Genomic DNA, 17,079 nt, shown 5'->3' with positions numbered 1-17,079 from the left:
GAAGCTCCATAGGATGTGATTTGCCCATCTCGATCCCCTATATCTGGAAAGATCAGGGAATCAGAAACCGTCCAAGATGGGAAGCCTGAATCATATGAACGGCGACTTGCTCTAGAGGCGATGACCTTGTAGAGCGTCTCAGACTTGAGCCGTGTCGCCCATCCTGCGCCACACCATGCCCCTGCCAGACTGCCTGCTAACAGGTTCACGATGATCGGCCAATGTGCGGCAACTTGGTCAAACGGCACGGTGCTTACGCGAAACGGCAGGGCGGTGGCGACGACCACAAGGCTCATCGCTTTGTTCAGGATCACTGCCTCTAAGGCGCGAAAGCGGAACGCGCCGATCAGCAGCGGCAGGCGAAACTCTGCCCCACCCAGACCGATCAGGCCGCCAAGCGTGCCGATGATCGCGCCACCGCCAAAAGCGAAGGGTAGGTTGCGTTGCTCGGGGGGTGTTGATGGGTTTGTCATAGGGCGATGTGTATGGGCGGATATTTCGGCTGGCAAGCTGATTTGAGGCCCCGGATCGGGTCCGGGGCGGCGTGGCGTGTGGTGAGGCGGAGGCTTCAGACCTGCGGCGGTTCTTGTTGTTTCACGCGTTGACGCCAGAGGGTGAACAGGCCGGCGGCGACGACGACGCAGGCTCCGATGGCGACGTTGGGGCGCAGGGTCTCGCCGAACAGGGACACGCCGAGTAGGGCGATGAACATCAGTTGCAGGTAGGCGAAGGGCTGCACGGCGGAGGCCTCGGCCACGGCATAGGCTTTGATCAGCAGCCAATGCCCCATGATCGCGGTGCAGCAGAGGGCACCCATCCAGAGCCAATCGGCGGGCAGCATCGGTTGCCAATGCCACAGGCCAATCGGGGTCATTGCGGCGGCGCCGACTACGCCTGTCCAGAAGAACGACACCGAGGCAGGGTCTTTGCGGGCGACAAAGCGGGTGAGCAATCCGTAAAGCGCGAACATGAAGGCGCTGATGAAGGGGATCAGCGCCCAAGGTGAGAACACGGCAAAGCCCGGTTCTAAGATAATCAGCACGCCCGCAAAGCCGATGGCGATGGCGGTCCAGCGCCGCCAGCCGACTTTCTCGCCCAAGACCGGGCCAGAGAGGGCGGCGACCAGCAAGGGGTAGCAGGCGAAGACCGCGTGGCTTTGGATCAGGCCCAGATTGATGAAGGCGAAGACCATGGCGCAGACCTCGGCCACCAGGATCACGCCGCGGGTGATTTGCTGGGCGGGGAAGCTTGTGCGGGTGGCGGCACGGATGCCGCCGGGACTGCGGGCGGCTAGGGCTATGACGAAGGCGGCGAACACCCAGAACCGGATCATCACCACCATATAGACGTTGTAAGAGCCGCCCAAGTGCCGCGAGATGCCGTCTTGCAGCGCGAACACCACGGTGCTGGCGACCATCAGCCAGATGCCGAGTTTCAGATTTTGTTCGGTTTTCATGGGGATACCTTGGGGGCCGCACGGGTCTGCCACAGCGAGTAGATGCCTGCGGCGATGATCAGGGCAGCACCGATCAGCACGGGCAGGGCGAGGTGTTCATCGAAGAAGGTGATGCCTAAGAGGGCGATGAACACGAAATGCAGATAGGCGAAGGGTTGCACGGCAGAGGCCTCGGCCACTTCGTAGGTTTTCTGCAACAGCCAGTTGGAGAGGATTGAGATCACGGCATAGGTGGCGAAGATCGGCCAGTCTTGGGCTTGGATCGGTTGCCATTGCGGCAGGCCTAGGGCGGTCATCATGATGGCCCCGAGGAAGGCGGGCCAGAAGAAGCTGGGGAAAAACGCCTCGTCCCGCGCGGTGAGGCGGGTCAGCACGCTGTAGGCGGCGAAGAACAGGGCGGTGATCAGGGGGAGGAGGGCGGCCCAAGAGAACACGCCTTGGCCGGGGCGCAGGATGATCAGCACGCCGATCAGGCCAATGCCGACGGTGGCCCAGCGTTGCCATGTCAGTTTCTCGCCCAAGATCGGGCCGGAGAGGGCAACGACGATCAGCGGGCAGACCGCGAACACCGCGTGGGCGTTGATCAGGCCGATCAGGGTGTAGGCGTAGACCATGACGCAGATTTCCACCACCAGCAGGGTGGCGCGGAGCGCTTGGGCTATGGGGCGGCGAGAACGCAGGGCAGCGCGGAGGCCCTCGGGACGGCGCAGGGCCAGGGTGATCACGAAGGCGGCAAACACCCAATAGCGGATCATCACCACCATCAGCGTGTTGTATTGGCCCGCCAGTAGCCGCGACAGAGCGTCTTGCACCGCGAAGGCCGCGATGGCGGCGATCATCAGCAGGATGCCTTTGCGGTTGTTCATTTCAGCGTTCCTGCGGACATGTGCTTTTTGCGGCCATGGCCGGGGCGGCGTTCTACTTGGAAGCCAGCGTCTTGCAAGGCGCGACGGACATGGCCTGCGGCGGTGTAGGTGGCGAAGGTGCCGTTTGTGGCGGTGTGGCGGGCGACTTGCGCCAGGATGTCTGGCGACCAGAGTTCGGGGTTTTTTGCGGGCGAGAAGCCGTCGAGGAACCATGCGTCGGCTTTGTGGGGCCATTTCGCGAGGGTGTCGCGGGCGTCGCCCAGGATGATTTCGACTTGGATGTTGCCGAGATGGAAACTGGTTTGGCCGTTGGACCATGCAGTCAGTAAGGGGTCGGCCACGGCGCGGGCTTCGGGGAAGTGATCCAGCGCGCGGGCGATGTCTGCTGACGCGAGGGGGAAGGCCTCAAAACTTGTGAAGCGGGTGGAGGTTTTTGTGATCAGCGACAGGGCCAGCAGGTTCAAGCCGGTGCCGAAGCCCAGTTCAGCGACGTGAAAACCGGGGGTCAGGCGGGCGGGCAGGTCGTTGCCAGCCAAGAAAACGTGGCGGGTTTCGGACAGGCCGTCGTTTTTGGAGAAATACGGGTCGTCGAAGCGGGTCGAGACGGGGATCACGCCGTCTTGCCAGCTTAGGGCAGATTGTGGGGAGGTGGTCATTGTCATATGCCCTTGGTCGGGCGGACCATGGGCAAGGTAGGTTGGAATGGCAAGGGTAGATCTGACGGTGCGAGGGGCAGGGATTTTCGGGCTTTCGGTGGCATGGGAGGCGGCGCGGCGGGGTGCGTGCGTGCGGGTGATTGAGGCGGTTGGGGTGGGGGCGGGATCTTCGGGCGGTGTAGTCGGGGCGCTTAGCCCGCATGTGCCGGAAAGCTGGAACGGCAAGAAGGCGTTTCAGTTGGACAGTTTGCTGATGGCTGCGGACTGGTGGGGGGCGGTGGAGGCAGCGTCGGGGTTGGTGTCGGGCTATGGAAGGGTTGGACGGTTGCAGCCTTTGGCGGATGCGGCTGCTGTGGAATTGGCGCGGGCGCGTGGGGTGTCGGCGGAAGGGTTGTGGCGGGGCGAGGCGGTTTGGCGTGTTGTTCCTGCGACGGGATTGGCGTGGGAGCCTTTCAGCCCGTCGGGATGGCTGGTTGAGGATACTTTGAGCGCGCGGGTGCAGCCTCGGATGGCCTGTGCGGCTTTAGTGGTGGCGATTGAGGGTGCGGGGGGGGAGGTTGTGGTGGGCGAGGCGGAGGAGGTCGGTCCGGTGGTTTGGGCGACTGGGTTGGCGGGGTTGGCCAGCTTAGGTTTGGATTTGGGGCGGGTTGTCGGCGGCGGAGTGAAGGGGCAGGCGATTTTGCTGCGCTATCCGGCGGAAGAGTTGCCGCAGTTGTTTGTCGATGGGCTGCATGTGGTGCCACATGTCGATGGGACGGTGGCGGTGGGGTCTACGTCTGAGGCGGTTTGGGATCATCTGGGCGTCGATCGTCAGGTGGAGGATTTGCACGCGCGGGCGGTGGCCGCTTTGCCGGTGCTGGCGGGGGCTGAGGTGGTAGAGAGATGGGCGGGGGTGCGGCCGCGGGCGAAGTCTCGCGCGCCGTTGTTGGGGGCTTGGCCGGGGCGGGCGGGGCATTTTGTCGCCAATGGCGGGTTCAAGATTGGCTTTGGCATGGCCCCCAAGGTGGCGGAGGTGATGGTGGATCTGGTGTTGGAGGGGCGGGATTTGATCCCGGAGGGGTTTCGGATTTGAGGCGTGTCCACGCGTGGACAGGGGCTGGGGCTATTTGGGATCAAGGGGTTAGGTTAGGGTTGTTAACTTTGCGTTTACTTTTGGGCGTTTGGCCTGCCGGGACTGGAGAAGCCTCCGGCGGGGATATTTAGGCCAATGTGAAATTGTGAGGGGCTGGAGATCTTGGTCATCCTCTCTGCTCAAATATCCCCGCCGGAGGCATCTGACATCCTATGCAGAGCGGAGCATTGCAGGAAAGCCGTGGGGTGGGTTTTCAACCCACCGCTCCTTAGGCCAGCAGGCGCGCGCCTTTGGTGCCACGAATGGTGGCGGTGAGGATTTGGCCTTCGGGGTGGTCTGCCGCAAAGGCGACCTCGGTGAATTGCTCGGTGCGACCCATGCGGGGACCTTCGAGCAGGATGCGGTGGGATTGGCCGATTTGGCCGCGCAGATGCAGCTGCAAAGCGGCGTCTCCGACGGCGCGGAGTCGCGCGGCGCGGGATTTGATCTCGGGGCCTTGCAGTTGCGGCATACGGGCGGCGGGGGTGCCTTTGCGGGGGCTGAAGGGGAAGACGTGCAGGAAGGTTAGGTTGCAGTCTTCGACCAGTTTTAGGGAATTGGCGAACATATCTTCGGACTCAGTTGGGAAGCCTGCGATGATGTCGGCACCGAAGATCATGTCGGGGCGGAGTTTTTTGGCGTCTTCACAAAAGCGGATGGCGTCGTCACGCAGATGGCGGCGCTTCATGCGTTTCAGGATCATGTCGTCACCTGCTTGTAAGGATAGGTGCAGGTGGGGCATCAGGCGGGACTCGGTGGCGATGGCCGCCATCAGGGTGTCGTCGGCCTCAATGCTGTCGATGGAGCTGATCCGCAGGCGGGGCAGGTCGGGGATAAGGCGCAGGATGCGCATGACGAGATCGCCGAGGCGCTGCTGGGCGGGGAGGTCTGCGCCCCATGAGGTGAGATCGACTCCGGTGAGGACGACTTCGTTGAAGCCTTTGTCGACGAGGCGTTTGATCTGCTCGATCACCACGCCAGCGGGGACGGAGCGGGAATTGCCGCGCCCAAAGGGGATGATGCAGAAGGTGCAGCGGTGGTCGCAGCCGTTTTGCACTTGGACATAGGCGCGGTGGCGGCCGAAGCCGTCGATCAGGTGGCCTGCGGTTTCTTTCACCGACATGATGTCATCGACCTGCACCTTTTCGGTGATGCCAATCAGGTCGGGGGCTTTGAGGCTGGCCCACGTTGCCGCTTGCATTTTCTCGGTATTGCCGATGACTTTGGTGACCTCGGCCATGGCGGCGAAGGTTTCGGGCTCGGTCTGGGCGGCGCATCCGGTGACGATGATCTGCGCGCCGGGGTTTTCGCGGGCGAGTTTGCGGATTTCCTGTTTGGCTTTGCGCACGGCTTCGGCGGTGACGGCGCAGGTGTTTATCACCACAGCACCTTCAATGCCTGCGGCTGCGGCGAGTTCTTTCATCGCCTCAGTCTCGTAAGCGTTGAGGCGGCAGCCGAGGGTGGCGAAGATCGGGGGCTTTGAGATCGGGGCGTTCATAGGGTGGCCAGAAAGGCGGGTGTCAGGGTGCCGTTGAAGATATGTGCGGTGGGGCCGGTGAGCCAAACGCCATCCTCGCGCCAATCGACGTGCAGGGTGCCACCGTCAGCCTCGACGGTGACAGAGCGCCCGGTGAGGCCGCGCAGGTGGGCGGCGACCACGGTGGCGCAGGTGCCAGAGCCGCAGGCGAGGGTGACGCCTGCGCCACGCTCCCACACCCGCATCCGCAGGTGGTCGGGGGCGATCAGATGGGCAAATTCTACATTCGTGCGCTGCGGGAACAGGTCGTGATGCTCGGTGCCGGGGCCCTCAACGGTCAGGTTGACCGTTTCGGCATCAGCGACGAAGAACACGCAGTGTGGGTTGCCCATGCCGATGGCGGCGGGGTTGCCGAGGAGGGGGAGGTTCAGGGTATCGACCGCGTGCGACAGCGGGATTTCGGACCATTCCAGTTGCGGGTGGCCCATGTTGACCGAGACGCGGCCATCTGGAAGGCGGATTGCGTGGAGTTGGCCGCGTTCGGTGGTTAGGGTCAGCGTGTCACGGGCAAGTTCGTTCATCATGTAATCAGACACGCAGCGGGTGGCGTTGCCGCAGGCGCCGGCGCGGCTGCCGTCGCTGTTCCAGAAATCCAAAGCGAAATCGGCGGTTTGCGAATCGCGGATCTCGGCCAGTTGGTCAAAGCCGGTGCCCCGGTGACGATCGCCCAAGGCTTGCGCCAGCTTGGACGTTACCACCGCCTCGCGGCCCCGCGAGTCGATGATCACAAAGTCATTTCCTGCGCCATGCATCTTCATGAAGGCAATGGCGCTTGGGTTTTTCGGGCTGTTGGCGGCGTTTTCCATCGCCTGCCTATACGCCGCAGCGCAGCTTTTTGCCAGAGCCACGCGTTTTGTCTCTTGACCCTATCCGGCCCGCACCCTAATCAGCGCGACAGTTGTGGGCCGGTAGCTCAGTTGGTAGAGCAGCTGACTTTTAATCAGCGGGTCATGGGTTCGAGTCCCGTCCGGCTCACCACCACACCTTAAGGCCCGACCGGAAACGGTTGGGCCTTTGGTATTTTCGGGGGTTGGGTGTGCTTGGGTCGCCCGCGAATCAGGCGTTGGGGCTTTGATTTGCAGGGAAAAGCGGCGGCGTCTTTGGTGTGTGCAGAGAGGTCGCAAATGATCTATCGCGACTCAGAAAGCCGTGTTTATTGAAGCGGCAAGGTGCCATTCGCAAGCATGGAGAATTGGGAAGCCGGTGCAATGCCGGCGCTGCCCCCGCAACGGTGAGGAAACTTAAGCTGTGACAGGAGGCCACTGGGGCATATGCTCTGGGAAGGTGTCACGGCGGGGCAATTTGGCCCAGTTTCGCAGCCCGGAAACCAGCCTTGCACCGAGACGACCAGCCCGGCCGGAATGCTCCGGTCCGCCAATGCAACTGTCCCCGCGGGAGGCGCGGACCTACGAGGTGCCATATGTTGAATCCCGCCGAAATCCACGCTGAATTGGGCGCGCGCCGTAAGGATTATGCGCTGAGCCATGCGCTTTATTGCGATGAGGGCGTCTATAACGCCGATCTCGCGCAGATCTTTTACCGGGAGTGGCTGTTTGCGGCCCCTGCGGTCACGTTGCCGAAGGCTGGGGCGTTTCTGACCTTGCAGGTCGGGGCTTATCCGGTGGTGTTGACGCGCGGCAATGATGGGATGATCCGGGCGTTTCATAATGTGTGTCGGCATCGCGGGCAAAGGTTGTGTGCCAAGGAGACGGGTTCGGGGCCGAAATTGGTCTGCCCGTATCACCAGTGGACCTATGATCTGGACGGCAAGCTGCAATATGCGCGGGATATGCAGGAAAGGTTTAACCCGGCAGAGCATGGGTTGAAAAAGGTGCATTGCGTTGATCTGGGTGGGATGGTTTTCATTTGCCTCGCGCAAGTGCCGCCGCCGATTGCGGAATTGGCGAAGACGGCGATGACCTATCTCGCACCTTCGGGGTTGAAGGATACCAAGGTAGCATTTTCATCGACCATCGTGGAGAACGGCAACTGGAAGCTGGTGATTGAGAACAACCGCGAGTGTTATCATTGCGGCGGTGCGCATCCGTCGTTGTGCCGGACATTTTCGGACAATCCGAAGATCGGCGCGATGAATGGGCCGGATGAGGCCAGCGACGAGATTTTGGCGCATTGGACGCGGTGTGAGGCGGCGGGGTTGCCGTCTCGGTTCACTCATGATGCGGCGATGCAATGGCGGTTGGCGCGGGTGCCGCTTTTGAACAATGCCGAAAGCTACACGATGGACACCAAAGCGGCGGTGGCCAAGCGCTTGGGGACGATGCCGTTCAATGATGCGGGTAGCCTGTTGTTTTACCACTATCCGAACACCTGGAACCATTTCTTGGGCGATCATGCGATTACGTTCCGGGTGCTGCCGATCTCGGCCACCGAAACGCAGGTGACGACGACTTGGCTGGTGCATAAGGATGCGGTTGAGGGCGTGGATTACGATCTGGAGCGTTTGACCGACGTGTGGATGCACACCAATGACGAGGATCGTCAGGTGGTGGAGGAAAACCAGAAGGGTATTCTGTCACCTGCTTACGAGCCCGGCCCCTATTCGACGATTCAGGAAGAGGGCGTTATCCAGTTTGTCGATTGGTATTGCAAAACCATGACTGAACGCACGGCCCCCAAGCCCGCGATGGCGGCGGAGTAGATCATGCCGTACACAAGTCCGAACTGGTCAACCGAGCCTTGGAACGACAGCCAGATGCTGGAATGTTCGATGGTGGTGCCGGAAAATGATGACACCGCCACCTTTGCCTTCCGCGCGCCGAACGGGGCTTGGTTTGACTATCAGCCGGGGCAGTTCATCACGCTCGATCTGCCGGTAGACCCAAAGGTGGGGCCGAAGGGCAATGTGCAGCGGACCTATACTTTGTCATCGTCGCCGTCGCGGCCGTTGTCGATCACCATTACGGTGAAGGCGCAAAGCACGAGCGTCGGCACGCGCTGGATGCTGGATCATCTGAAACCGGGGATGCAGATCAAGGCGTTTGGGCCTGCGGGGATTTTCAGCTTTCATCGCCACCCGTCGCAGAAATATCTGATGATCTCGGCAGGGTCGGGGATCACGCCGATGATGTCGATGACGACCTGGGCGTGGGATTCGGGGCAGATGCCGGACATCGTGTTTGTCCATGCCGCCAAGCGCCCGTCAGAGATCATCTTCCGTGAGCGATTGGAGCAATTTGCCAATCGAGTGCCGGGGTTGCAGTTGCGCTTTACGGTGGAGGAAAGCGATCCATTCCGGGCTTGGCCGGGGTTCCGGGGGCGATTGAGCCAGATCATGCTGGGCCTGATGGCGCCGGATTATCTGGACCGCGAAGTGTTCTGCTGCGGACCCGAGCCGTTCATGCAGGCGGTGCGCGAGATGTTGCAAAGCCTTGGCTATGACATGGCGCGCTATCATCAAGAAAGCTTTGGGCTGGCGGTGTCGACTGAGGCTGAGGCTCCGGTGCTGGATGATGTGACGCCAGTTGATGGGGCTGTGGCAGAGATCACATTTGCGGACAGCGGCGTGGTGGCGGCCTGTGGTGAGACGGATACCGTGTTGGCGGTGGCAAAGCGGTCGGGGCTGAACATCCCGTCGGGCTGCACCTTTGGGCTGTGCGGGACCTGTAAGGTGAAGAAGATCTCGGGCGATGTGCATATGGTGCACAACGGCGGCATCTCGGATGACGATATTGCCGAGGGGTATATTCTGGCCTGTTGCTCGCATCCGATGGGCAGGGTTTCGGTGGCGGTGTAAGTGACCCCTTGCCCGATGTGTTTGCGAACACATCGGGCAAGAGAAGCGCTGTTTATTCTTTCGGTTTCCCGCCCAGAAACAAGCCCAGAAGTGCCACCCCGAGCGCTGGCCCCAGCAGGGTGAACAGGCTGGCTTCGGCGTTGTGGCTTTTCAACTCGGCCAGCAGGGCCTGGGCTGCGGGCGATTGCAGCGGGCTGGCGGTGCGGAATTTGGCGCGGGCCAGCAGGGCGAAGATCAGTGCCAACACAAGGCCACAGCCTCCGACCAGCAGGGCGGCTTGGATCGGGCCGAGCAGGTGGGCCAGCCAGATCCAGAGTGCGGCGGCAAAGCCGATCAGCGCGATGATCGCGAAGATGACGGAGGCGGCGAACAGAGCGGAGGCTTGCCCAGTGCGGCGCAGCGCATGCGCCAGCGCGAGGCGTGCGGCGAGGCTGATCAGGCCCAGCATCAGCGCCGCCCCCAGAGCAGACCCAGAAGCAGGCCAACCCCACCCACCAGCGCCAAAGCTTGCCATGGATTGCGGCGGGCATGTTCGGTCAGGTCTGCCAGTTTCGCCTCGGCGCTGCCGCCCACGTCTGCCAGCCGCGCCGCACCGTCTTGCCGCAAAGCTTCGGCACGGGCGATGAGGCTGGCGCGCAGCGTTTCCGCACTGATCTGGCTGAGATCGCCCAAGGTCGTCACAATATGCGCGATGTCGTCACGCAGGGCGGCGATTTGGGATTCGAGTCGGGCAAGGTCTTGATCTGGATCGGGTTTTGACATGGCGTCCTCTCAGTCCGTGGTCTGGCTGCGGCGGCGGGCGACCACGCGCGGCATGGGTTTATTGGCATCTGGCACCGGCTTGGGCGCGCTGCGCTGCCAAACGGCATCCATCGCGGACTCAAGATTGGTGACGGCGAAATCGGCACCGATGTCTTCTGCCTCGGTCAGTTTTGCCGGAGAGACGGCGTGCAGATGGCGCGGGCCCGAGGCGCTGTCGGCGAGATCGGCGGGCATTTGCAAGATCACCACCCCGACGCGCAGATGCGGGGCGGCGCGCTTGATGCGACGGATGTGCAAAAGCGAGGCGCGGGCGGGGCGCGGATCAAGATAGCACAGCAGCAGGCAATCGGCACTGGCGGTATCAAGGGCGGCGAGGCGCGAGGGGGCAAGATCGAGATGCGGCGAGAATTGCGCCGCCGCACCTTCGGTTTGCAGCACTTGCGCCAGTACGGCGGCAGCGACATCATCCAGCGCGGACCTCCCGCCGATCACCCGCACCCGCAGGCCCAGACCGGGCAGCGCGGTTTCGGAGGGCGCGTCACGTTCGGCCTCCATCTCGGCTTGCAGGTCTGCGACGACCTCTAGGGCGACGCTGGCGAGGCGGTCTTGCTGCTCGGGGGTCAGCACGCCGCGTTCGCTGTCATCTTGCGCCAATAAAAGGGCGGGGATCATTGTGGTTTGGTGGTAATCGACCACGTCCAGTTCTTCGAGCGCCTCGGTGGCGCCAAAGGTGGCCTCCATCGCATCGCCCGCCAGCATCCGTTGATACAGTTTGGCATGTGGGGCAAGGACGGGTTCGTCGCCGAACAGGATGTCGAACAGCGCAAATTGCGGGATATGGCGACCCAGAACGACGAGGCAAACGGTGAGCGGAGTCGACAGGATCAGGCCGAGGGGCCCCCAGAGGAAGGTCCAGAAGATCGCAGCGACGATGATGGCGAGCGGGCTGACGCCGGTGCGGGAGCCGTAGAGCCAAGGCTCTATGACGTTGGAGGTGATCAACTCGACGCTGGCGAACAGCGCCCCGGTCCACAGCACAGCAGACCAGTCGGGCGAGACGGCGAAGGCCAGAAATAGCGGAAAGGCGGCGGCGAGGGCAGAACCAATGTAGGGCACGAAGCGCAACACAAGCGTCAGCATGCCCCAGAGCACGGCGTTGGGGATGCCGATGAAATAGAGGCCGACCCCGATTGGGATGGCGTAGATCGTGTTCACCAGCAGTTGCACCAGCAGGTAGTTGGCAACGCGGCCGCCAGCTTCCTCCAGCACTTGCGTGGTGCGGTAGAGGTCGTTGGTTCCAACAAGACGGATGAAGCGGTCGCGCAGGTCTTCACGCTCCAGCAGCATGAAGATCACCACAACGATGACAAGGCCGACGGTTGCGATCGGGCTGATCAGGGGGATCACCAAATTTTCAAGGAAGGCCAAAGCGTTGGAGGATTGGATGACCTCAACCGGCATCGGCTTATCGACGCCCGAGGGCAGAGCCGCGCCGATTTCGGTGTTGATCGCAGAGATCATATCGGAGAGACGCGAGGCGAGGCCGTGATCGCCGCCAGTGGCTTTCAGGCCCTCAACCTTATGAATGATGTTGGCCTGAAAGATCGGCAGATTTTGTGCCAGTTGCGCCAGTTGGCTGGCGACGACGAAGGAGAATACCGCGATCAGACTGAACGCCAAGGCGACGACGATCAGCACTGTCCACAGCAAAGGCAGTCCGCGACGGCGTAGGGCGGTCACCAAAGGCGACAGCGCGAAGGTGATCAGCATGGCGATGGCGAGGGGGACGAAAACGTCTTGTGCGACGAACAACACGGCGGCGACACCGACCACGGCGGTCAGTTGGCCGATAGTGATGCGCGCGGCACCGCCGACATGAGCAGGAAGTGGCGTCAGATCCCCAGACATAGCTGCCCCTTTGTAACAGAATTGGCCAAGCCCAAAGGGGCGGCTGGCGGGCATGAAGTCAAGCCTGATGCGGGAACGTTTGGGGTGGCGATTGGTTCCCGGCTAGACCGAAACTTCGGCGCGCAGGTCTTCGCGGCTGAAATCTGACCGCGAGCCGGATTTGGCGACGGCGCCACGGCGCAGGACGTAGAAATGGTCGGCGAGGTTATAGGCGAAGTCGAAATATTGCTCGACGAGGATAATTGCCATGTCGCCTTTGCCTTTCAGGTATTCGATGACGCGGCCAATTTGCTGGATGATATTGGGCTGGATGCCCTCGGTCGGCTCATCCAGCAGCAGGACTTTCGGGCGCATGATCATGGCGCGGGCGATGGCGAGTTGTTGTTGCTGGCCGCCGGAAAGGTCGCCTCCCCTTCGGGCGGTCATATCTTTCAGCACCGGGAACAGGTCGTAGATTTCCTGCGGGATTTTATGCTCGGGCTTGGGGAGCAGGGCGAAGGCGGTCTCTAAGTTTTCTTTGACCGTCAGCAGTGGGAAGATCATCCGGCCTTGCGGGACAACGGCGAGGCCGCGCTGGGCCATTTCTTGTGGGCGGAGTTTTCCGAGGGTTTCGCCGTCTAGCTCAACCGAGCCAGCCGAGCGCATATGGGTGCCTGCGAGGGCTTTCAGGAAGCTGGTTTTGCCGACGCCGTTGGTGCCCATGATGCAAGTGACTTCACCTGCTTTCGCGGTGAAATCAATGCCGTGCAGGATCTGTGATCCGCCGTAGTGCAGGGTGAGGCCTTCGGTTTTGATCATCATCCGCGCCCTAAATAGACGTCAATCACGTCTTGGTTTTTCGTCACATGGTCAAGCGAGCCTTCGGCCAGAACCGAGCCTTCGTGCAGCACCGTCACCCGGCGATTCAGGCGGCGGACGAATTCCATATCGTGTTCGACCACCACCACCGCGCGGGTTTTGGCAATGTCTACCAGCAGTTCGGTGGTCTTTTCCCGCTCGGCGAGCGTCATGCCTGCGGCGGGTTCATCGACCAGCAGCAGGCGGGGTTCTTGGGCGAGCAACATGGCGATTTCCAGCCATTGCTTTTGGCCGTGGCTGAGTTCGCCTGCTTTGCGGGGGAGGTGATCTGACAGGCCGACTTGGGCGGCGAGAGCCTCGATGCGGCTGTGGTCGGCAGGTTTGCTTCGCCAGCCGAGCACGCGCCACGGGCTGCGGGCGGCTTTCAGGGCGAGGGTGAGGTTTTCTGACACCGTTTGGTCTTCAAACACCGTCGGGCGTTGGAATTTGCGACCCACACCGGCGCGGGCGATTTTTGCCTCGGACAGCTTCAGGAGCGAGGTGGATTTCTCGCCGAAGGTGACGGAGCCAGAGTCGGGTTTGGTTTTTCCGGTGACGATATCCATGAAGGTGGATTTGCCAGCGCCATTGGGGCCGATGATGGCGCGCAACTCAGCCGGGCCGATGGAGAATGTCAGGTTGTTGATAGCACGGAAGCCATCAAAGCTGACGGTGACGCCGTAGACTTCGAGAAGTTGGCTCATTCCAGCGCCTCTTTCTCTTGCAGCGATCCATCATCCGGGCCGAGGGGGGCACCTTTGCGGTCGGGGGAGTGCAGGCCCGCGAAGTGATCGAACAAGCCGCCGATGCCTTTCGGGGCGAACAGGGTGACGCAGACGAAGGCGGCGCCGAGCAAAACTTGCCACCAATCGACCCAGTTGATCGTCATAAAGCCAAGCGGGATCGAGGGCGCGCGGCCTCCGGTGAACCAGCTGGACAGCAGGGACACGACGGCGGCCCCGATCACCGCGCCATACAGGCGGCCACGGCCACCGATGGCGACCCAGACGGCGAGGTAGATTGAGTCGATGGGGGCGAGTTCGGCGGGGTTGATGATGCCGGCTTGTGGGTAATAAAGCGCGCCTGCGAGGGCGACGATGACTGCCGTTAGAGTGAATACGAACAGTTTGTAGCCCTCAACCGAGTAGCCGAGGAAGCGCACGCGGGCCTCATCGTCGCGGATGGCGCGGATGACGGAACCGAATTTGCCGGAGACGATCCAACTGAGGGTGAGATAGGCGAGGGCGAGGGCGGCTGCGGAGGCCCAGAAAAACCACAGGCTGATGCTGTCTTGACTGGTGGCGTCTAGTCCGGGCAGGTTTTGCAGGCCGGAGAGGCCGTTGTTGCCGCGCAATCCGCTATCGTTCTGGAACAGGTAAAGCGCGAGGGCGAGGGTCATGGCTTGGGTGAGGATCGAGAGGTAAACCCCGGTGACGCGAGAGCGGAAGGCGAGCCAGCCGAAGATCAGGGCGAGGAGGCCGGGGAGGGCTATGACGAGGGCCAGTTGCAGCGGCAGGCTGTGGGCAAAGCTCCAGATCGTTGGCAGGTCAGAGGCACCGACGACGCCGAAGATTTGGCTGGCGATGCGTTGCTGGATTTCTTCCGGCGTGGCGGGAAGGCCGGAGTTCATCAGCGAGGCTATGACGATTTCCTCGGTGCGGGCATACATCAGCCACATGCCGATCATGTAGCCTCCAAGTGCGAAGAAGGCCATGTGGCCAAGGCTGAGGATACCCGCATAGCCCCAGATCAGGTCCATCGCGAGGGCAGCGAGGCAGAGGCATAGGGTTTTGCCGAGGGTTTTCACGAAGGAGGTCGACATCAGGCCGTAGTGGGCGGCGAGGGTCACGCAGATGGTGAACAAAGCGAGGCAGGTGATGAAGATCAGCAGTGATGGGGTGCGGGTGAGGAAAGAGCGGGTCATTTCGGTGCCTCTTCGGGGGCGAAGTGTAGGATGGCAGCAGGTTGGCGGGTGCCATTGCACCTGCCATTCGGTGAGGTTTGCGGTGGAACCCCGGTGGCCAAAGCCACCGGCCTGCGCCTGACCTGCCCATGGCAGGCGCTTCTCGCCCGCCAGGTCAGGCGCTGTCCTCTGTCGGTGCTGGCTGAGACGGTTTGCACCACCGTTTCTGCGTGGCCGGGGCCAATCCTCCCCCGGAGGATTGGCTGTTCCCGGCCAGACGTATCGCGGAACATCTGGGGCTGCATGGTCAATCTCCTGCCGCGCGGCCTTTGAGGGCGATGATGCCTCTGGGGCGGAATTGGATGAACAGGATGATGAACAGGATCATGTAGGTTTGCGCGGCGAGGGTGTTCGAGGGGTTGAAGAATTCAATCATTTTTTGCAACCCCCCGATCATCGTAGCCCCGGCAAGGGCGCCCCAGATGTTGCCGACGCCGCCGACCACGACGGTCATGAAGGATTGGACGATGTAGTCGGTGCCGAGTTCTGAGGTGACTTTGGCGAACAGGCCGATGGCGACGCCGGCGATGCCTGCGATGCCGGAACCGAGGCCGAAGGTCAGCATGTTGATGCGGTCGGGGTTGATGCCCATCGAGGCGGCCATGGTGGGGTTTTGGGTGACGGCGCGGACTTCGAGGCCAAGGCGGGTGCGTTTCATCAGCCAGAGGAAGAAGGTGAGGAACAGCAGGGCCAGCACGAAGATGGCGATGCGGATGTAGCTGATTGACACTACGTCGTTGAAGCTGAGCGCGCCGTCGAGCCATGCGGGCGAGGTCAGCGGGCGGGCTTGGGTGCCGAAGGTGTTTTTTAGGATTTGTTGCAGGGCGATGGAGATGCCGAAGGTGGCGAGCAGGGTTTCCAACGGGCGTTTGTAGAGGTGGCGGATGATCAGACGCTCCATCGCCACACCTGCGGCGAAGGTGACGGCGAAGGCGAGCGGCAGGGCGATCAGGATCGAGGCGGTGTAGTTTGGGACGTAGAGCTGCACGACGTAGCCGGTGTAGGCGCCCATGGTGATGAACTCGCCGTGGGCCATATTGATCACGCCCATCACGCCGAAGGTGATCGCGAGGCCGATGGCGGCGAGGAAGTAGATTGAGGCGAGGGACAGGCCGTCTAGGGCGAGGTCGGCGGCTTGCATGGCGGCGACTTTGTGGCCGATGGATTTGAGGACGGCGCTTGCGGCTGTGGTGACGGCGGGGTCGGGCTCGCTGTAGATGTCGTAGAAATGGTGGGCTTTAAGCGCGGCTTGCGCTTCCTCATCGGTGGCGGCTTGTGGGACGGTGCCTGCGGACTCCAGCGCTGTATAGGCGCGATCGCGGGCGGCTTGGGTGTTCAGGTCAGCCAAGGGGACGCCGCCGACTGCGCCATCTGCGAGGTTGGCGATCAGGGCGGTGCGGGCGGCTTCTATGGTGAGGCGGGCGGGGGCGAGGTTGGCGGCGACGAGCAGGTCGTAGGCTTCGGTTTCGGTGAGGTCGCGGCCGGGCTTAAGTTCTCGGGCGATGTTGGTCGTTGGGGGGGCAGCGGCGGCTAGTTTTGTTGTTGCCAGCAGAGGGTTTAGCGCGCCGCGCAGGTCTAGGCCGAGGTCGGCACCGAAGCTATTGATCGCGGCGATGCGGGCGGATGAGTCGGGGTCGAAGCGTAGCGTGAGCAGGCGTTCCAAGCGCTGTTTTTGCGCCTTTAACGTGGCGTCGGGTTCATTAGGGATGGCCGCGCGGAGGGGGGCGAGGGCCTCCGGCTTTGGGTCTTTGGCGATGGATTCCAGGGCGGCGGCGCGTTTGGCGCGGTCGGGGTCGGACAGGGTGAATTGCACCAAGGCGGTGGCGATCATGCCGCGCACGCCTGCGTTGGGTTTCAACTCGGTGATGTCGGATTTGGGGGCTTGGCCGGCGCCGGCTCCGGTCAGGTCGCGCAGGGCGTAGCCATTTTCGTTGGCGGTGATTAGGAAGAAGATGCCGTCAGATTTGCGGATGCCGAGGCCTTTGTTGCCCCATAATTCCAGCACTTGCGCGGCGGCCGGATCGCCACTCGCCGCCAAAGCGTCAATCACCGGTGCGATGGTTTGGCGCGAGGCTTTCTCGACCAAAGCGGCATTGGCGGACAGGATTTCGGCGGCGGTTTCGGCGCGCAAGGGGGCGACGAACAGGAGTGCCAGAAGGCAGGCCAGCAGATAGCGCATGAAGGGAATCCGATGGGGAGGAGGGGAGGGGCCGGGTGGCCCCTCCGCAC

16 protein-coding genes, 1 tRNA gene and 1 riboswitch are annotated in these 17,079 nt (G+C 62.3%); of the genes, 4 read left to right on the top strand and 13 right to left on the bottom strand.

What is annotated here, in order from left to right; translation table 11 throughout:
* The 4 genes from ACP7AP_RS20525 to mnmD all read right to left on the bottom strand — a co-directional run.
* The coding region (locus ACP7AP_RS20525; protein ID WP_426037214.1) for a TSUP family transporter at nucleotides 1-473 on the bottom strand (473 nt) is incomplete at its 3' end.
* 95 nt (nucleotides 474-568) lie between these two features.
* The gene (locus tag ACP7AP_RS20520) at nucleotides 569-1,456 is read right to left on the bottom strand and encodes a DMT family transporter (RefSeq protein WP_426037212.1); all 888 of its coding nucleotides are present in this window, start codon (nucleotides 1,454-1,456) and stop codon (nucleotides 569-571) included.
* A complete protein-coding gene (locus tag ACP7AP_RS20515; RefSeq protein ID WP_426037210.1) occupies nucleotides 1,453-2,322 on the bottom strand; it encodes a DMT family transporter in 870 nt (289 codons plus the stop codon). The genes ACP7AP_RS20520 and ACP7AP_RS20515 overlap by 4 nt, the downstream gene beginning before the upstream one ends.
* The gene (gene mnmD / locus ACP7AP_RS20510) at nucleotides 2,319-2,984 is read right to left on the bottom strand and encodes a tRNA (5-methylaminomethyl-2-thiouridine)(34)-methyltransferase MnmD (protein WP_426037208.1); all 666 of its coding nucleotides are present in this window, start codon (nucleotides 2,982-2,984) and stop codon (nucleotides 2,319-2,321) included. The genes ACP7AP_RS20515 and mnmD overlap by 4 nt, the downstream gene beginning before the upstream one ends.
* A 40-nt stretch (nucleotides 2,985-3,024) precedes the next feature.
* On the opposite strand from mnmD, the gene ACP7AP_RS20505 reads away from it, so the two are divergent.
* Complete coding sequence (locus tag ACP7AP_RS20505; protein WP_426037206.1) at nucleotides 3,025-4,050, top strand: NAD(P)/FAD-dependent oxidoreductase; 1,026 nt, start codon at nucleotides 3,025-3,027, stop codon at nucleotides 4,048-4,050.
* Nucleotides 4,051-4,318: 268 nt separating this feature from the next.
* Here ACP7AP_RS20505 and mtaB read toward each other — a convergent pair whose 3' ends face one another.
* Both mtaB and dapF read right to left on the bottom strand, forming a co-directional pair.
* The gene (gene mtaB / locus ACP7AP_RS20500) at nucleotides 4,319-5,587 is read right to left on the bottom strand and encodes a tRNA (N(6)-L-threonylcarbamoyladenosine(37)-C(2))-methylthiotransferase MtaB (protein WP_426037204.1); all 1,269 of its coding nucleotides are present in this window, start codon (nucleotides 5,585-5,587) and stop codon (nucleotides 4,319-4,321) included.
* On the bottom strand, nucleotides 5,584-6,432 hold the full coding sequence (gene dapF / locus ACP7AP_RS20495) for a diaminopimelate epimerase (protein ID WP_426037218.1): 849 nt from the start codon (nucleotides 6,430-6,432) through the stop codon (nucleotides 5,584-5,586). The genes mtaB and dapF overlap by 4 nt, the downstream gene beginning before the upstream one ends.
* 96 nt (nucleotides 6,433-6,528) lie before the next feature.
* Here dapF and ACP7AP_RS20490 point away from each other — a divergent pair.
* From ACP7AP_RS20490 to ACP7AP_RS20480, 3 genes are all read left to right on the top strand, one after another.
* Nucleotides 6,529-6,604 (top strand) — tRNA-Lys (locus ACP7AP_RS20490).
* 172 nt (nucleotides 6,605-6,776) lie between these two features.
* A riboswitch (cobalamin riboswitch) is annotated at nucleotides 6,777-6,976 on the top strand.
* A 70-nt stretch (nucleotides 6,977-7,046) separates the two neighbouring features.
* Nucleotides 7,047-8,285, top strand: coding sequence for an aromatic ring-hydroxylating oxygenase subunit alpha (locus ACP7AP_RS20485; RefSeq protein ID WP_426037202.1), 1,239 nt, complete (start codon nucleotides 7,047-7,049; stop codon nucleotides 8,283-8,285).
* Nucleotides 8,286-8,288: 3 nt separating this feature from the next.
* Complete coding sequence (locus ACP7AP_RS20480) at nucleotides 8,289-9,380, top strand: 2Fe-2S iron-sulfur cluster-binding protein (RefSeq protein WP_426037200.1); 1,092 nt, start codon at nucleotides 8,289-8,291, stop codon at nucleotides 9,378-9,380.
* Between the two features lie 52 nt (nucleotides 9,381-9,432).
* Here ACP7AP_RS20480 and ACP7AP_RS20475 read toward each other — a convergent pair whose 3' ends face one another.
* The 7 genes from ACP7AP_RS20475 to urtB form a co-directional block, all read right to left on the bottom strand.
* A complete protein-coding gene (locus ACP7AP_RS20475) occupies nucleotides 9,433-9,828 on the bottom strand; it encodes a phage holin family protein (RefSeq protein ID WP_426037198.1) in 396 nt (131 codons plus the stop codon).
* Entirely contained in the window at nucleotides 9,828-10,142 is a 315-nt protein-coding gene (locus ACP7AP_RS20470) for a glycine zipper domain-containing protein (protein ID WP_426037196.1), read from the bottom strand. Before ACP7AP_RS20470 ends, ACP7AP_RS20475 begins: the two co-directional genes overlap by 1 nt.
* A 9-nt stretch (nucleotides 10,143-10,151) precedes the next feature.
* Nucleotides 10,152-12,050, bottom strand: coding sequence for an AI-2E family transporter (locus tag ACP7AP_RS20465; protein ID WP_426037194.1), 1,899 nt, complete (start codon nucleotides 12,048-12,050; stop codon nucleotides 10,152-10,154).
* A gap of 102 nt (nucleotides 12,051-12,152) precedes the next feature.
* Nucleotides 12,153-12,851, bottom strand: coding sequence for an urea ABC transporter ATP-binding subunit UrtE (urtE, locus tag ACP7AP_RS20460; RefSeq protein WP_426037192.1), 699 nt, complete (start codon nucleotides 12,849-12,851; stop codon nucleotides 12,153-12,155).
* On the bottom strand, nucleotides 12,848-13,591 hold the full coding sequence (gene urtD / locus ACP7AP_RS20455) for an urea ABC transporter ATP-binding protein UrtD (RefSeq protein ID WP_426037190.1): 744 nt from the start codon (nucleotides 13,589-13,591) through the stop codon (nucleotides 12,848-12,850). The genes urtE and urtD overlap by 4 nt, the downstream gene beginning before the upstream one ends.
* On the bottom strand, nucleotides 13,588-14,811 hold the full coding sequence (gene urtC, locus ACP7AP_RS20450; RefSeq protein ID WP_426037188.1) for an urea ABC transporter permease subunit UrtC: 1,224 nt from the start codon (nucleotides 14,809-14,811) through the stop codon (nucleotides 13,588-13,590). The genes urtD and urtC overlap by 4 nt, the downstream gene beginning before the upstream one ends.
* Before the next feature lie 286 nt (nucleotides 14,812-15,097).
* A complete protein-coding gene (urtB, locus tag ACP7AP_RS20445) occupies nucleotides 15,098-17,029 on the bottom strand; it encodes an urea ABC transporter permease subunit UrtB (protein WP_426037186.1) in 1,932 nt (643 codons plus the stop codon).
* Nucleotides 17,030-17,079 lie beyond the last annotated feature (50 nt).

Origin of the sequence: Cypionkella sp. TWP1-2-1b2 (assembly GCF_049896245.1) — a bacterium.
In the GTDB taxonomy this organism is placed as follows: Bacteria; Pseudomonadota; Alphaproteobacteria; order Rhodobacterales; family Rhodobacteraceae; genus Cypionkella.
This window is presented reverse-complemented; position numbering and strand designations above follow the sequence as displayed.

Coding starts and splice junctions, on each gene's coding strand:
- urtC (WP_426037188.1), bottom strand. CDS start 14,811: ATGACCCGCTCTTTCCTCACCCGCACCCCATCACTGCTGATCTTCATC.
- urtB (WP_426037186.1), bottom strand. CDS start 17,029: ATGCGCTATCTGCTGGCCTGCCTTCTGGCACTCCTGTTCGTCGCCCCC.
- ACP7AP_RS20515 (WP_426037210.1), bottom strand. CDS start 2,322: ATGAACAACCGCAAAGGCATCCTGCTGATGATCGCCGCCATCGCGGCC.
- ACP7AP_RS20480 (WP_426037200.1), top strand. CDS start 8,289: ATGCCGTACACAAGTCCGAACTGGTCAACCGAGCCTTGGAACGACAGC.
- ACP7AP_RS20465 (WP_426037194.1), bottom strand. CDS start 12,050: ATGTCTGGGGATCTGACGCCACTTCCTGCTCATGTCGGCGGTGCCGCG.
- ACP7AP_RS20505 (WP_426037206.1), top strand. CDS start 3,025: ATGGCAAGGGTAGATCTGACGGTGCGAGGGGCAGGGATTTTCGGGCTT.
- ACP7AP_RS20475 (WP_426037198.1), bottom strand. CDS start 9,828: ATGCTGGGCCTGATCAGCCTCGCCGCACGCCTCGCGCTGGCGCATGCG.
- mnmD (WP_426037208.1), bottom strand. CDS start 2,984: ATGACAATGACCACCTCCCCACAATCTGCCCTAAGCTGGCAAGACGGC.
- mtaB (WP_426037204.1), bottom strand. CDS start 5,587: ATGAACGCCCCGATCTCAAAGCCCCCGATCTTCGCCACCCTCGGCTGC.
- ACP7AP_RS20520 (WP_426037212.1), bottom strand. CDS start 1,456: ATGAAAACCGAACAAAATCTGAAACTCGGCATCTGGCTGATGGTCGCC.
- urtE (WP_426037192.1), bottom strand. CDS start 12,851: ATGATGATCAAAACCGAAGGCCTCACCCTGCACTACGGCGGATCACAG.
- urtD (WP_426037190.1), bottom strand. CDS start 13,591: ATGAGCCAACTTCTCGAAGTCTACGGCGTCACCGTCAGCTTTGATGGC.
- ACP7AP_RS20470 (WP_426037196.1), bottom strand. CDS start 10,142: ATGTCAAAACCCGATCCAGATCAAGACCTTGCCCGACTCGAATCCCAA.
- ACP7AP_RS20485 (WP_426037202.1), top strand. CDS start 7,047: ATGTTGAATCCCGCCGAAATCCACGCTGAATTGGGCGCGCGCCGTAAG.
- dapF (WP_426037218.1), bottom strand. CDS start 6,432: ATGGAAAACGCCGCCAACAGCCCGAAAAACCCAAGCGCCATTGCCTTC.